We start from the raw sequence: 14,030 nt of genomic DNA, 5'->3' as shown, positions 1-14,030 counted from the left end.
CCCTGAATGATCTCAAGGCTGGGAGTTTCAAACACCCGTGATGCTCTTGGAGCAGAAAAAAGTTCCCCTCCTCGCCCGCAGCCGGCGCTGAGGGGAAAGGTTACCTTTCTTGGCTGGAGGTGGAAACATCTCTTGCGCTCGTGTGGAGGTGTGGAAATTTAAAGGGCGAACATGAAAGAGGATCCGTGCAGGTCAGCGACCTGTTAAGGCTCGGGAGAGTTTGGCGGCTTTCTTGGTTTCCATGGAGGCAAGGATTTTGGCGACCTGATCGGGGCTCATCAAGCTGATGACCTTGACGGCTAAGGGTTCTTCCAAGGTTTCCAGCAGTTGGCTGGCTTCCTTGGGTTTCATGTTGCCGTAAATTTTGGCCAAAGCTTGAACCTGAGCATTTCGAGCTTGTTCACGTTCCTCCCGAAAAGCCTGGATTTCTTGTTGAGCTTGCTTGATCTTCTCCTGCACGGAGATAAGTTCTTTCAAGCGATTTTCAATTTCTCTTTCCATTTCGCGCAGTCGAGCTTCCCGCTCTTTGAGCTCCATCTCTTTAGATTCAAGAATCTTTTTTTGTTCTCTAATGGCAGTCCATGTTTCCGGGCTGATGAAGTTCGCCTCGGTGTTTTGTTGTTTCGGCTCATTGGGCGGCTCCGGTTTCGCCGGCGCACTGGCGGCCATTGCCGCACGGGGAGTTTCTTGAGCATGCACTTCGGGGATGCCGACCGCTTGAGGAGCATGGGCGATGATGGAGAGGTTTTCAGGGAAAAACCGAATGGTCGTCACCGCCAATTTACACACGGCCAGGACCAGCAGAAGGGAAGTAGCGACCTTGACCAGCGGGCACCTTGCCGCTGGTTTCATCCTTGGGCTGCTCGGGTTAGAGACCCTGCTCTCGCCGGGGGTCGAACTTGGATCGGGCCCCGAGTTCGTCGAGTGTTTTTTGTTCTCTTTTCTTTTGATGACTTCGGAATCTTTCATAGTCGACCTCTTCCAGCCGCTCCAGCTTTTTGACCTCTTGGTCCTTTTCCATGAGGAGTTTTTGCTTTTCTTGAACGACGCGCCGTGCGTGGTCTCTCGCCATCTTGGCTTCTAGCAACTGTCGTTCCAAGGCGGTGAGGTAGTTCAGGAACGCCAAGTGTTCGCCCACTGGCAGACCCTTCCGGGACCTTTCTTCCCAAAGGAGCCGACAGCTCTCCAACGCTTGGTGCACTTCGGCCACCACCCTTTCGGCGTGGGCGGCTTGCTCCACGGCGCGTGCGAGAGCCACTTGGGCCTCCCGACGTTGATGACGTCGATGTTCCAAGAGTTTTGACAATCGAAACACGAAGCCCACGAGAGTTTCCTTGCTCACTTTTCTTCGAAGAGGGTCTTTAGGGCATGGTGGGCTTGTTCGATCGTGCAGCGTTCCTCCACCGGCTGCTTTAAATAGGCCGTCAACTTATCGATCATTTGCACGGCATAATCCGTTGGCGGATGGCTTCCTCGAACGTATGCCCCGATTTGGATCATGTCCTCACTGCGTTTGTAGTCCGCGAGGATCTCGATGAACCGGGTGGCAAGGCTTTTGGTTTCAGAATCCAGAATCCGGTCTGTCAATCGGCTGACGCTTTTCAGCGGGTCGATGGCAGGGTAGTGGCGTCGGTGAGCCAACTCCCTGTCCAGGACGATGTGGCCGTCGAGGATGGAGCGTACAGTGTCAGCGATAGGGTCGTCCAGATCGTCTCCTTCCACCAAAACCGTGTAGATTCCTGTAATGGTCGCCTTGTGAAAACTTCCGGCCCGTTCCAACAGCTGCGGCAGGAGCCCGAAAACACTTGGAGGGTAGCCTTTAGTGGCCGGGGGTTCCCCGGCCGCCAGGCCAATTTCCCGCGCAGCCATGGCGAACCGGGTTACGGAATCCATCATAAACAAGACATCCAATCCCTGGTCGCGAAAAAACTCGGCGACGGCACAGGCCACATAAGCCGCCCGGACCCGTAGAGTGGCCGGTTGATCGGATGTGGCCACGACCACAACCGAGCGGCGTCGGCCTTCCTGTCCCAGTTCCGACTCCAAAAACTCGTTGACCTCACGACCGCGTTCACCAATCAAGGCGATGACATTGACTGGAGCCGAGGTGTAACGCGCCATCATGCCAAGGAGTGTGCTTTTGCCTACGCCGGAGCCGGCGAAAATACCCATGCGTTGGCCCTTGCCGATGGGCAATAAGCCGTTGATAGCTCGGATTCCCACATCCAGTTGCTGCGAAATAATGGGACGACTCAAGGGGTTGGGCGTTGTTGTGCGCAACGGATAAGAAACCCCGTCGCGAATAGGGCCCCCGTTGTCCAGAGGGTGAGCCATCCCGTCGATGACACGGCCCAGCAGGTTGAGAGATACCAGGCACGAAGAGGATTTGGGGTCTAGGGCAACCCTATCGCCGGGGGCCAAGCTCCGAAGAGGCGATAAGGGGCTGAGCTTGAGGCGCCGGCCCACGAATCCCACGGTTTCGGCCGCCACAGGTGCGGAATTGTCCTTGGGATAGATGCGACAAATATCCCCGACAGTGGCCTCCAAGCCGACGACTTCGATGAGATTGCCCACTACAGCGGAAACCTTGCCGTAGGTTGTCCAAGAGGCTGCCTGCTTCACCTGAGCCAGGACATTGCCAAGACCAAGATAATCGCTGTTATCGGCGTTATCGGCACTTAGATCATGTGGGAAGCTCATTGGAAAATAGGGCCTCGCGCAAATTTTTCACCCGGGTTTCAACCTGTGCGTCGATTTCCTGCAAATCGCTATAGACCCGGCAGCCGCCTCGACTCATCTGCGGATCCACCGCAACCCTGACGGGCCCGCCGCCGTCAGCGGGAGCAGAAAGCCATCGTTGTAACATGCCGTGTTTTTGCAAAAGATCCCGGTCCTTGGGATGCAGCACGACGGTGACGGTGTGAGACCGATCCATGTGATCGAGGATCTGATCCACCAGGGTTTCCACAGCCGAGGGATTCAAAGACACTGCAGCGGTCAGGAGATGCCGGCTGAGGGTTAACGCAGCCTCGATGAGCCAATGTCGATAATCTCGTAAAACTTGTGATGGGATATGTTCGAAGGCATCGGCCAACGTTTCCAAACGCTCCCGTATTTTTTCAATGCTGCTGGACCCGAACGCGTAACCATCCTTTTGCCCTTGTTCGTACCCCTTTTGGTAAGCTTCCCGTTCCAACTCTTCGGCACGCCGTTGGGCTTCCAGGAGACGTTGGCGAACCATCTGTTCTAGATTGTCCAAAGGGTCGGAGCTCGGAGACCCTTCGGCAGTGGGCGGGGCTGGGGCCGTTGGGCAAGATTTGTCCAAGGATGTGTCGCCTCGTAACTCCGTTTCAAGAGGTTCAAAAGCGAAACGTTCCACGCTGGCCGGTTGGGTTCCTTTGAGCACCTTAAACGAGGGCATCGCCGCCGTCTCCTCTGCTCAAAATCAGTCGGCCTTCCTTTTCCAGTTTGCGCGCGACATTGAGGATGTTGCGCTGCGCGCCTTCCACATCGCTCAAGCGCACGGGCCCCATGACCTCCATGTCTTCCAGGAGCATCTGGGCAGCGCGCTGGGAGAGGTTCTTGAGAATCTTTTGCCTGACTTCTTCGGAGGCGGTCTTCAGCGCCAATGTCAGATCCTCGTTGGTAATTTCCTTGAGCAGTTCGCGGATGCCTTGGTCGTTGACGTTGACCAGATCATCGAAGACAAACATGAGATTGCGGACGCTGTCGGCAAGTTCTGCATCGTAGTCTTCCAGAGCTTGGAGGATGTTGTCGCTGGTGCGGCGATCGCATCGGTTAAGAAGTTCGGCGACCGTCTGGACGCCGCCGACGACCTTGTAGCCCTGATCGGCCATGGAGAGGAGCTCCTTTTCCAACACGTCGTCCACTTCCCGAAGCAGATCGGGAGGCACCGTCTCTAGAGTGGCGATCCGGCTAGTTACTTCGAATTGAATGTTTTCCGGCAGGAGGGAAAGGATCTCGCTTGCCTTTTCATGTTCTAGATGCACGAGGATGATGGCGATGGTTTGAGGATGCTCGTTCTTGATGAAATTGGCGAGCACCCGGGAATCCACATCTTGCAGGTTTTTGAAAGGGATCTTTTGGTTTTCTTCGTCGATCTTGTTGAGCACTGCACCGGCCTCTTCCGGGGGAAGAACGGCGGGCAGCAGTTTTTTCAGAAAGATGTTTCCGGGGATCTGCACGGCCGGCTCTTGTTCCATGTGTTTGAGGAACTCCGTCAACAATTCATCAACGGTTTCCTTGCTCACGGTTTCCATCCGAGCGATTTGGGAACCCAGCTTCTGGATTTCCTGAGAGGTGAGGTTTTTTAGAATCTTGGCGGAACCGGCCTCCCCCAGGGCCAAGAGGACTGCCGCCGCCTTTTGGACACCGGTCATTTTGGCCATCGTTTATGCCTCCTCGCGCATCCACAACCGGATAATTTGGGCCGCCTGCACGGGGTTTTCCTGGACCAGGGCGATCACCTGATCACGCAGAGGCAGCTCACGGGGCGTTTCCAACAAAGGTTCGGCGGCGCCTTCCGGAAGAGCAGGGGGAAGTTCGGCCGTTGAGGCTTGTTCTCCCATCTTCTGAAACCGCTTCATGAACGGCCGGACCACGAAAACAAAGACCAGGATCGTCAGCAGGACGTTCAGAAGGAGTTGCTGGTACTTGCGCAGGAGGGCGACGACCTTGTTTTCCGGGGGAAGATTTGTCGGAACCATCTCTTCGGAGTTAAAGGCCACGTTGGAGACGGTGACTTGATCCCCTCGACCGTCATCGAACCCCACGGCTTTCTTGACCAGTTCTTCGAGTGTTTTCAGTTCCTGGGGGCTGCGACCCACAAAAACCTTCTCCATGTTTCCGTCTTGCCCCGGCTGGAGCTGATAAGGGCCATCCACAATCACGGCCACAGAGAGTTTTTTGATGGTTCCAGGGGCTCTCACGATTTGACGATTAATTCGATTGATTTCGTAATTGACCGTCTCTTTCTGTCGATTCAGGCTCTTCTGCTGTTTTTCCTCACCCTCCAACACCTTTCCTTCGATGTTGATGGGGGCGTCAGGATTCCCCCGGGCCTGGGGTGCCACTCCCTGAGCGTTTTCCAGAGTTCTTTGTTGACTGCGCACGACGGCGCTGTCTGGATCGTAGATGTCTTCGGCAATTTGGATGCGGCTGAAATCCAGCTCCACAGCCACCTGAGCCGTGACCTTGTCGGGACCTAAGACGCGGGCCAGCATGCCTTCGACCTTTGCGCGCAGATCGTCTTCCAGACGGTTTTTGAGTTCCAGCTGAGCCGGGTTCATCTCTTGAGTTTCTGCGCTTCCGTCTTTTTTGAAAAACACCTTGCCGTCTGTGCTCATGATCGTGACGTTTTCAGGATCCAAGCCCTTGACGGCGCTTGAAACCAAATGCGCTATGGCGTGCAACTGCTTCGGGCCGAGCTTGGCGCCGGGCTGTAATTTGAGAAACACCGAGGCCCGGGCCGGTTTCTGATCTTCTTTGAACAGCGCCTCCTCGGGGAGGCTCAAATGAACACGGCATTCCTGAACCTGTTCCATTTGAGAAATGGTGCGTCCCAGCTCCCCTTGGAGCGCTCTTTGATAATTGATCTGCTGCACGAATTCGGTGCTGCCCAATCGCTGCTGATCGAAGATTTCGAAGCCGGCTCCGGAGCCTTTGGGAAGTCCCTCTGAGGCAAGCAAGAGGCGCGTCTCGTAAAGCTTTTCCTTCGGGACGGATACGGCATGGGATCCGGCCAATTTATAGGGGATTTTCTTTTCTTTGAGCACATCCACAATGGATGCCAGATCCTTTTCGGACAAGTCGGACAGCAGCGGTGCATACTCCACACGGTTGATCGTATAGACCAAGTAGGCCATACTCCCACAGAAAAGGAGCACAGAACCGATGGAGAGGATCTTCTGGGGGAGAGAAAGACCAACGAAGGTATCCCGGGCTTTGGCGAAAAGGAGCCTTAGTTTGTCCATAGATAAAAAGCCTCCTTTTCATGGGGCTAAAATTGCATGCGCATGACTTCTTGATAAGCTTCAAGGGCCTTATCTCGGAAACGGACCAGCATTTTGAGCCCAAGTTCTGCTTCTTGAAGGGCGATCATGGTTTCGTGAATGTTTTGCGCACCCCGTAATGCCCCGTTTTTCATGGCCTCTTCAGCTTCGTTCTGGAGGGTGTTGACTTGTCCCACGGCGTTTTTCAGTTCCTGAACAAATGTGGGCTCCTTGCCAGGGCCGGCGGGACCCCGCTCCATCTCGTGGAGACTATGGATGGGCTTCCAGGGGTTTTCGATTCGCATCGACGTGGCCTCCTAATGGCGCCTCAGCGGCCCAATTCCAGGGCCTTGAGTGCCAAGTTCTTGGCGGTGTTCAACGCCGCAAGATTGGCTTCGTAGGAACGAGCGGCATTGAGCATGTTGGCCATTTCTTCCACGGGATTGATGTTGGGCAGGCGCACAATACCATTGGCATCGGCATCCGGATGGTTGGGGTCATAGACCATCCGAAAATCCCGCCCATCCGGGACGACGGCCGAGACCTCCACCCGCTCCAATTCCCCCTCCTGCGCTTCGCGCAGCGCCGCTTCGAAAGTTTCGTCCGCAGGCACGCTCTCGTAGATGAGGGTTCTCCGTCGATAGGGAGTTCCTTCGGGAGTGCGGGTCGTGTGAATATTGGCGAGATTTGCGGAAAGAACGTTAATCCACGCTCGGTGAGCGTGAAGCCCCGAAGCACTGATTCTCATGGCCGCATCAAAATCCATTAGCGCCCTCCTTCAATGGCCGTGCGCAATAAACTGAATTTCTTATTGAGCATGGTCAGAATAAATTGATACTCAACGCTGTTATGGGCCAAGAGCATCATTTCCGCATCCAAATCTACAGGCCCGGTTTCCACGACTTCAGGCTCTTTGAGATGTTCCTCCAAGGAGATGGGCTCGAGGTGGCCTGCCGCCGTCCTTACCAAAGGCATCCCGTCCTCTTCCATCGATTCCTTGAGCGCCTCCTGGAAAGAAAGGCGTTTAGCGACGTAGCGCGGCGTGTTCATGTTGGCCACATTGGCCGCTACAACCTTTTGAGTGAGGGCGTTCAGGTTCAGCCGGTCCTGCATCAAGCCCACAGTGCGGTCAATGGGATGCATCTCCGCCATAATGTCCTCCTGGATGATATCCTGCGAAACGACAGTCCACTTGGCAAAGAAGCAAGGCTCATACCAGGCGTGCCGCTCCGGCCGACACGTCATGGAGAGAGGGAAAACAGGGGGCCGGTGCTCACGCAAGCAGGGAGTTCACGCCGCATGGGGCGGGCGAATGTGTCATCAAATTGACAGCGTGATCATGTCCCCGGCGGGAAGTCCTGGGCATATTCATGGAGCTTATTGCGGAGGGTTCGGACGCTGATCCCTAGGATCTCAGCCGCCCGGGTTCGATTCCCTTCGGTGGTTGCCAAGGCTTTTTGAATCATTTGACGCTCCATGGCTTCGATGCTCATGAGCGGAATGGCCGCCTCGGCAAGATCCTCCACCGGATCGAATTCTAAATCCTCAGGCGCGAGAACAGGGTTTTCGGAAAGCAAGACGGCCCTTTGGAGGACGTTTTCCAATTCCCTGACGTTGCCGGGCCAAGAATACTCTTGGAGTTTTCGTAAAGCCTCCGGAGAGACGTCGCGTGTGGTGGTCCCGTGTATTTTTTGAAAACGCCGGAGGAAGTGATCAACCAAGACAGGGATGTCATCGAGACGGTCCCGCAGTGGTGGAATCTTCAAGGGAATGACGTTCAACCGGTAGTAGAGATCTTTTCGAAAGCGCTGTTCGCGGACGGCTTCCGCCACGTTCAGGTTGGTGGTGGTGAGAACGCGCACGTCAATGGGCACGGGGTAACGCCCCCCGAGTCGGTCGATTTCCCCTTCCTGAAGGACGCGCAAGAGCTTCGCCTGCAAGTGGGTTGGAATCTCGGTGATTTCATCCAAAAGCAGCGACCCTTGGTGTGCCAGTTCGAATTTGCCCTTCCTCAACCGGTTGGCTCCCGTAAAAGCCCCCTTTTCATACCCAAAAAGTTCGCTTTCCAATAGGTTTTCCGGCAGTGCCGCGCAGTTGACGGCCAAAAAGGGTCCCCGTGACCTGCGGCTGTGTCGGTGAATGAAACGAGCAAAAAGTTCTTTTCCAGTGCCGCTCTCCCCTTGGATGAAGACCGTCGCGTCGCTGGCGGCTACTTTGAGCGCCACGGCTTTGAGTTTCAGCATGAGCGGATTGCGCGTGATGATCTCATCAGAGTTCTCTGTCATCACGGTGGCCGTTCGCCGCGCTTCGTTCCGTCGACGCTCTTCAAGCCACAAAACCGTCTGCTCGACCTTTTGGGTGGAGACGGGCAAAACCCAAAAATCTTGGGCGCCCTTTTGCATGGCTCGGACGGCGTCTTCTAAAGAGGGATCGGGGCTCAGGACGATAACCGGAAACGGTTCGTCCAGGGACTGCACGGCCTCAAGGAACTGGAAGACCTCGTCTCCCTTTCCGTTCAAGGTGACGAAAGCCGCCTGTGGAGGGTTTTCTTCCACGAGCGATAACGCCTGGGTAAGGGTTCGCACGGTGGTGCAGCGGTGTCCAAGATTCTCCACCACATGGCGCAGCGCGGCGCTCGGTGTAGGCTGGCTCTCTAAGAAAGCGACGTGCATCTTGCGTGGTGTTCCTCTCCCCGAGCCGTGAAGTGCAGCTCGTTCAACCGTTAGGAGGCGCCGGGGTCCTTTCCCGGTGTCCAAGGCTCCGAAGGGTGCAGTTTGAGGTAGTCCAGTTTCTGTCTTGCTGCGGTTTTCCACAGATCCTTGGAAGACTGAAGCAATTCCGAGAGGACCTGTTCAGCCTGTTCTTTCTTGCCCTGTTCCAAGAGCACGGTGGCTTTTTCATAGGTCAGTTGGTTGCGAAGATCTTCCGACTGAACCTTTTCGATTCCCCGATCCAACAACTGGACGGCTTGGTCGTACATGCGGTTTTTTTGCCAGGTATCGACTGCCTTTGAGGCTAAGAGCGACAAGCAATGATGGCTCTTCCCAATCCGATCGCGGAAAACAAGCTTCAGCCCACTGCATGGCGGTCTCCTCTTTTCCCGTCTCGAACAAACTGAGGGCCACCATGGCGGCCACCTCGTGAGGGCACCGTTCCGCTCCGCCCAGACGTTTTGTAAGTGCCTCGCCGTAACGGATCACCGAAGGGTAGTCCTTCTTGGCGAAAGCGATTCGGACCAGCAGGTGTTCTTTGACATCCAGGAGGGCCGCGTCGTTCACGGTGAGACACAAGGAATGGGCCTTTTCCAGCTCTCCCATTTCGTAGGCCATGCGGGCCACGGCCAATGTCCACTTCGGCTTGAGTTCTTTCTGTGCCAAAGTCTCGTAAAGTGGCCTGGCTTCTGGATACAAGCCCAAGGATTCATAGGCCTGAGCCACACACGCCAAGGCTTCCAGACCTTCTTGGTCTTGAAAAGCAAAAGGATCTTCGGAGTAAAGATCCACAACCCCCCTAGCATCGCCCGCGTCAAAACGCTTCTTGACAAGGGAGTGCAGCACTTTTTGTCGTAAGACCCGAATGTCGTCATTTACCGGGACCTTTTCCGCGGTCTTGAGAATCGCGTCGATGCGTTCCAAACACTTTTCATACCTCCCCGCAACGTAGTCGGCGTAGGCCAGTTTGAACTGCACGAAATGCTTTAGCGGACCCGCGAGTGGGCGAAATTCCAGGTCTTTGTAGATCTTGAAGGCTTCATCTTGGAGTTCAGGGTTCTGGGTCTCGTAATATTCGGCCTTGCGAAGTTGGCCAATGAGATCCCCTTCGGAATCGGGGTAATGGACTTCTATGTAAGCATAAAGCTTTTCAGCTTGGGTTCTCTGCCCTTCCTGAAGGTAAGTTTCGGCGATGCGGGCAAGAACAATGTCTTTATCGGGGATATCCGAAGCCAGGTTGACGTAGCGCAAAAGATAGCTCCGGCTGGATGCAAAATCCTTTAGGGCAAAAGCGGCTTCCCCCATGGTCCTGTAGATTTCCGGCTTCTGGATATAAGCGTCGGGGTGCTCCGAAAGAAGGCGTTTCAACGCGTCAAGCCCCTCCGCGGGTTTGCCAGCTTGCACGTAAACCTGGGCCGCCCCATATTTCGCGCGCTGCATTTCCGGTGATTTCAGAGGAAATTTTAAAGCCTCCTGGAAAGCCTTGAGCGCTTCGATGAAGTTGCCTCGGCCGGTGTGGAATTCCCCCATGCGAATCCACGCCAAAGCCGTATGTTCATCGCGGGGATGTTCGTCAATAAGCCGCTGGTAATAACGTTCCGCCTTGATGACTTCACCGATGGCATCCCACGTTTGCGCCATGCGCAGCAATGCCAAGGAGAGGCGAGGATTTTGGGGCTCTTTTTGGATGGCTCTGTGATAAGCGGCAATGATTGGCTCCGCAGTGTGCGGAAGACCGTTTTTCAACTCCTCATAGGTCATTTCCGCCAGTTCATAGGGCGACTGAGCCTGAATCGATCGGACGATTTTCGTGGAAGATGCCCGCGAATCGTGAAAGGATCCGGACGTCGGAAGCTCAAAAGCCGTCTCTTGCTTGAGTGGAGGGCTGGTTTCCTGGGTTTCGGGATGACCGACGACTGGCCTGTTAGACGGAGTCCCAGAGGATACCAAAGTGTTCTGAATGTCCTGCCCGCCATCGCTTGCCGGTGTTGAGGTGCTGCCCTCCTTCTGAAATCGCCATTGAGAAACTCCGGGTATCCCAAAGTCAATGACCAGGTGAATACCGTTTTGAGGCCTCAGGTTATCTTGCAGTGTAAAGATCTTGGCTTCCGAGAGATTTTCTTTCAAGGAGACTTTTAGGCACGGTTGAGACCCCTCGGATATCCACTGGACTTTTTGAATCTTGCCTCGAGGTTTTTGGGGAAGGACTTTCCTGTCCTGGGGATTTTCCAAAGCCTGAAAACAGACCATCCATTCACGACCCGTTCGATGATAAACCTCCATGGGGGGATCCCCCTCGCAGTCCAGCACAAGCCGCGTATGGGTAGGGTGAAGTCCGATACGAACGTTATGAAGGACGGTGCTCCCCCACGCCAGGGAGGGGAAGACGCCGCTGAGGAAAAGAGCGGTGACCCAAACCATTTTTCGGTTCATAACGCCTCGTCCTAAAAGAGGATCCCCGATCTCGGTCTTCACGGCTCAGGGTAAGGGCTTCCGGGCTTTTCCTCATGCGCGCACCCTACCGGTGCGGGCGGGGAAGCCTCTGAGCCGTTGAACGTCCGCTGTGAGAATTAGCAACGCCTATACCAGATTCTTGAAAGCTGGAGCCGGGGCTCCGAGGGCGAATTGACGATGGGATGGTGCCGTGTCTTCGGCTGAAACCTCAGATGGCCCGAGAAAGTTTCCGCGTGGGCTTATGGTTTGCCTAGCGGGCATTGTGGGGGTGGCACCGCCAATCTTGACACCAATCGCTGCGGGCAAAAGAGAGCAAAAGAAAGACCTCCCCATCCGCGGACAAGGAATTGCCCGGCGCCCCCACAGGGGTTCCACTCGATGAGCGGCCTTTCCCGTCGGCTGAACAGCTCGGGGCGGCCAGCGTTTTTGAGGATCGGCGTTTCGACCGGTCGGCCCGGATGCAAGGACCTGAGCCGGCTTTGATACCCGCAGGCTCAACGGAGATGAGAAAACAACAACCGGAGCCGAAGATGACGACGTGGGGACTGCAGCAAAAAATGAGGTAGGATACAGTCGGACGGGGGATGTCAAATCATTGACAAAACTGCTGGAGCTTACCCCGGCGTGGCGGTCAAAACTGACGACACGCCGGGTGTTGATTGGTCACGGATAAGGCACGCCAGACAGCCACATTCCCGAAGAGGACCTAGGCGAAAAGGCCTTTGATGTTGCGGTGTAATTCGCGGGTTTTTTCCATACGAGCCCGGTCCCGGTCTAGGGCAATGGCATCCAATTCCTTTTGAAGAGGCAGAAGCTCAGGGTCGTCATGGGATTTGCCGTGGCGATGGGCGTCGATCATGACCCGATACAGCGCGATCATGCGGCTGATCAAGCTCACCGCGTATTCACGACCTTGAACCTTCAAAGTCGTCAACCCGAGATCCATGTAATCCCAAAGTTCCTTTCCGTTGATGGCGAAGGCGACGTTCGGGTGGCGGCGGATCCTGTCGTTGATGGCCTGGATTTCCTGATCGCTGCGACCGCGTTTTTTCAAGACCTTTTCCCGTTGCTCGTCGGTGAGAAGGCACAGCCGGAAGCAGCTGCCGCTTCGATCCGGCCAGCCTTCATATTCCACGATCTCATTGCCGTCCTCATCGTAATAGATCTTCTTGATGTATGAGTCGCTGATGAGTTCATGGAAACTACAATTCCCGACCCCGCCGACGCATCGGTTGCCATGAATCAGGACTTCCGTGCCGACACCTTCCGCATCCGCGTCGGCTTTGAAACGCCGCAGTTTTTCCACAGTGTTGATTTCGGTGCTCGCCACGATCTGGTGTACCCCATAGGCTTTGTATTGGGCGATCTGTGACCGTGTTTGGATATTGCACCCGACACTGGCATGGATCACAAGCTGGGGAAAGTTTTGAGACACCATCTGCATGACCGCCGGAGTTTTCACGATCACCCCCTCTGCTCCCCATGCCGCATATTTGGCGATTTTTTTCAGGGCGAGGATGCGTTTTTCTTCCGGGATCTCGGCGTTGAGCGCCACACGGATTTTCCCGTGAAACGGCTTGGCGACTTCAATGGCTTCCCGGATTTGGGAGTCTTCCATTTCCCAGGCGCATTTTCGGCGACTGAAGCCTTTGGATCCCACATAGACGGCGTCGGCACCACTTTTCAGCACGCCTTCAACCATCTCAAGACTGCCACCGGGGGCCAGCAGTTCATTCATAGGGCGCCTCCTTTGAGCATGGCTGTCGCTTGAGCCGAAACGAGCATGATTTGACTGTGCGAGTATCCTATATGAATCTGGAGAAGAAAAGCAAGGTGAGATGCCAAAGGAAAGATCCTTTCCCGACATATGCCGAGGTGAAAGCTACATTGACCACTGAACCCATCACGCAGAGCACACCGAGGTGGCGCCAATGCAGGAAAACGTGCGCCGCCCCTGAGACTTTTGCTGTGGGTCTTGCATCGATCGGGGAATGTGTTGTAGAGGGACACACACCCTAAATGAGGTTTTGCCGACAAACTGTGAAGCGGTGTATGGGGTCGACGTCGAATGACCCCCGATCATATGAGCCCGTCTCATCGTGCCTAGAGGAGCATTGGTCACGAATGACATCGCGGGAGGTATCCATGGGACACAAAGTTGGCCGGATCATGGCCGCCGTCATGGCAAGTTTTTTGGTGTTTTTTGCGGCGGTGTCGGACGGGAGGGCATTGACCGCCCCGGAGGCTCTGGTTGATCGGGCTCGCGTGACGCTGGACAGCTTGACCGCCGATCCCAACTTTTCTTGGCTCAAAAACTACTTACGCTATGCTCGGGGGGTTCTCATCGTTCCCCAATTTTTGAAAGGGGGATTCATTATCGGAGGCTCTGGAGGGTCGGGGGTTTTTTTGGCGCGTGAGCCGCAGACGGGCCGGTGGAGCGAACCTGTATTTTACACCCTTGGGGGCGGCAGCATCGGGTTGCAGATTGGAGCCAATGTTGCAGAGGTGATTCTCATGGTGCGGACCGATCGAGGCGTGGAAGCTTTCTATTCCTCCACGTTTAAGCTGGGGGGAGATGCGTCCGTCGCCGTGGGGCCGGTGGGCATGAGTATGGAAGGGGCCACCCCCCACAATCTGAGCGCTGATATCCTTTCTTTCGCCAAAGCCAAGGGGCTGTACGCCGGCTTATCCATTGAAGGCGCGGTCCTCAAGGTCAGAGACGACTGGAATCTCACCTATTATGGCAAGGCCGTCGGCCCGATGGACATCATTATTCGAAAAGCAGTCAGCAATTCCAAATCGGCACCGCTTCAGCAACGCTTGGAAGAAATCGCCGCAGGACGTTGAGGCTCAT

The 14,030-nt window shown here is 55.3% G+C and carries 14 protein-coding genes; 1 reads left to right on the top strand and 13 read right to left on the bottom strand.

Translation table 11 applies throughout. The features are described from left to right. Positions 1-192: 192 nt before the first annotated feature. From ACZ5K9_RS02780 to ACZ5K9_RS02720, 13 genes are all read right to left on the bottom strand, one after another. Positions 193-852, bottom strand: coding sequence for a MotE family protein (locus ACZ5K9_RS02780; protein ID WP_464272898.1), 660 nt, complete (start codon positions 850-852; stop codon positions 193-195). 16 nt (positions 853-868) lie between these two features. Then, on the bottom strand, positions 869-1,324 hold the full coding sequence (fliJ, locus tag ACZ5K9_RS02775) for a flagellar export protein FliJ (RefSeq protein ID WP_464272897.1): 456 nt from the start codon (positions 1,322-1,324) through the stop codon (positions 869-871). Positions 1,325-1,338: 14 nt separating this feature from the next. Continuing rightward, positions 1,339-2,700, bottom strand: coding sequence for a FliI/YscN family ATPase (locus ACZ5K9_RS02770; protein ID WP_464272896.1), 1,362 nt, complete (start codon positions 2,698-2,700; stop codon positions 1,339-1,341). Next, positions 2,684-3,421: a FliH/SctL family protein gene (locus ACZ5K9_RS02765; protein ID WP_464272895.1), complete on the bottom strand. Its 738-nt coding sequence runs from the start codon at positions 3,419-3,421 to the stop codon at positions 2,684-2,686. Before ACZ5K9_RS02765 ends, ACZ5K9_RS02770 begins: the two co-directional genes overlap by 17 nt. Continuing rightward, the gene (gene fliG, locus ACZ5K9_RS02760) at positions 3,408-4,409 is read right to left on the bottom strand and encodes a flagellar motor switch protein FliG (RefSeq protein ID WP_464272894.1); all 1,002 of its coding nucleotides are present in this window, start codon (positions 4,407-4,409) and stop codon (positions 3,408-3,410) included. The genes ACZ5K9_RS02765 and fliG overlap by 14 nt, the downstream gene beginning before the upstream one ends. A gap of 3 nt (positions 4,410-4,412) precedes the next feature. Further along, positions 4,413-5,993: a flagellar basal-body MS-ring/collar protein FliF gene (gene fliF / locus ACZ5K9_RS02755; protein ID WP_464272893.1), complete on the bottom strand. Its 1,581-nt coding sequence runs from the start codon at positions 5,991-5,993 to the stop codon at positions 4,413-4,415. A 26-nt stretch (positions 5,994-6,019) separates the two neighbouring features. After that, positions 6,020-6,316 (bottom strand): flagellar hook-basal body complex protein FliE, encoded by a 297-nt coding sequence (gene fliE / locus ACZ5K9_RS02750; protein ID WP_464272892.1) that lies wholly within the window; start codon positions 6,314-6,316, stop codon positions 6,020-6,022. A gap of 23 nt (positions 6,317-6,339) precedes the next feature. Beyond that, complete coding sequence (gene flgC / locus ACZ5K9_RS02745) at positions 6,340-6,777, bottom strand: flagellar basal body rod protein FlgC (RefSeq protein ID WP_464272891.1); 438 nt, start codon at positions 6,775-6,777, stop codon at positions 6,340-6,342. Next, positions 6,777-7,163, bottom strand: coding sequence for a flagellar basal body rod protein FlgB (gene flgB, locus ACZ5K9_RS02740; protein WP_464272890.1), 387 nt, complete (start codon positions 7,161-7,163; stop codon positions 6,777-6,779). The genes flgC and flgB overlap by 1 nt, the downstream gene beginning before the upstream one ends. 185 nt (positions 7,164-7,348) lie before the next feature. After that, a complete protein-coding gene (locus ACZ5K9_RS02735) occupies positions 7,349-8,683 on the bottom strand; it encodes a sigma 54-interacting transcriptional regulator (protein WP_464272889.1) in 1,335 nt (444 codons plus the stop codon). Between the two features lie 50 nt (positions 8,684-8,733). Next, positions 8,734-8,991, bottom strand: coding sequence for a hypothetical protein (locus tag ACZ5K9_RS02730; protein ID WP_464272888.1), 258 nt, complete (start codon positions 8,989-8,991; stop codon positions 8,734-8,736). Then, positions 8,909-11,155: a tetratricopeptide repeat protein gene (locus ACZ5K9_RS02725; protein WP_464272887.1), complete on the bottom strand. Its 2,247-nt coding sequence runs from the start codon at positions 11,153-11,155 to the stop codon at positions 8,909-8,911. Before ACZ5K9_RS02725 ends, ACZ5K9_RS02730 begins: the two co-directional genes overlap by 83 nt. A gap of 727 nt (positions 11,156-11,882) precedes the next feature. Then, positions 11,883-12,914, bottom strand: a complete 1,032-nt coding sequence (locus ACZ5K9_RS02720; protein ID WP_464272886.1) for a peptidase U32 family protein — start codon at positions 12,912-12,914, stop codon at positions 11,883-11,885. 407 nt (positions 12,915-13,321) lie between these two features. Here ACZ5K9_RS02720 and ACZ5K9_RS02715 point away from each other — a divergent pair, with 407 nt between their 5' ends. Then, positions 13,322-14,023 (top strand): lipid-binding SYLF domain-containing protein, encoded by a 702-nt coding sequence (locus tag ACZ5K9_RS02715; protein WP_464272885.1) that lies wholly within the window; start codon positions 13,322-13,324, stop codon positions 14,021-14,023. The last annotated feature ends 7 nt before the right edge of the window (positions 14,024-14,030 follow it).

The sequence above is a fragment of the Desulfosoma profundi genome (assembly GCF_055387865.1).
The sequence above is the reverse complement of the archived record's forward strand: the minus strand, read 5'-3'. Positions and strand labels throughout refer to the sequence as shown.

Excerpts from the sequence above, each read along its gene's own strand:
- ACZ5K9_RS02780 (WP_464272898.1), bottom strand. The coding sequence starts at position 852 with ATGAAACCAGCGGCAAGGTGCCCGCTGGTCAAGGTCGCTACTTCCCTT.
- ACZ5K9_RS02770 (WP_464272896.1), bottom strand. The coding sequence starts at position 2,700 with ATGAGCTTCCCACATGATCTAAGTGCCGATAACGCCGATAACAGCGAT.
- ACZ5K9_RS02765 (WP_464272895.1), bottom strand. The coding sequence starts at position 3,421 with ATGCCCTCGTTTAAGGTGCTCAAAGGAACCCAACCGGCCAGCGTGGAA.
- fliG (WP_464272894.1), bottom strand. The coding sequence starts at position 4,409 with ATGGCCAAAATGACCGGTGTCCAAAAGGCGGCGGCAGTCCTCTTGGCC.
- fliF (WP_464272893.1), bottom strand. The coding sequence starts at position 5,993 with ATGGACAAACTAAGGCTCCTTTTCGCCAAAGCCCGGGATACCTTCGTT.
- fliE (WP_464272892.1), bottom strand. The coding sequence starts at position 6,316 with ATGCGAATCGAAAACCCCTGGAAGCCCATCCATAGTCTCCACGAGATG.
- flgC (WP_464272891.1), bottom strand. The coding sequence starts at position 6,777 with ATGGATTTTGATGCGGCCATGAGAATCAGTGCTTCGGGGCTTCACGCT.
- flgB (WP_464272890.1), bottom strand. The coding sequence starts at position 7,163 with ATGGCGGAGATGCATCCCATTGACCGCACTGTGGGCTTGATGCAGGAC.
- ACZ5K9_RS02735 (WP_464272889.1), bottom strand. The coding sequence starts at position 8,683 with ATGCACGTCGCTTTCTTAGAGAGCCAGCCTACACCGAGCGCCGCGCTG.
- ACZ5K9_RS02730 (WP_464272888.1), bottom strand. The coding sequence starts at position 8,991 with ATGTACGACCAAGCCGTCCAGTTGTTGGATCGGGGAATCGAAAAGGTT.
- ACZ5K9_RS02725 (WP_464272887.1), bottom strand. The coding sequence starts at position 11,155 with ATGAACCGAAAAATGGTTTGGGTCACCGCTCTTTTCCTCAGCGGCGTC.
- ACZ5K9_RS02720 (WP_464272886.1), bottom strand. The coding sequence starts at position 12,914 with ATGAATGAACTGCTGGCCCCCGGTGGCAGTCTTGAGATGGTTGAAGGC.
- ACZ5K9_RS02715 (WP_464272885.1), top strand. The coding sequence starts at position 13,322 with ATGGGACACAAAGTTGGCCGGATCATGGCCGCCGTCATGGCAAGTTTT.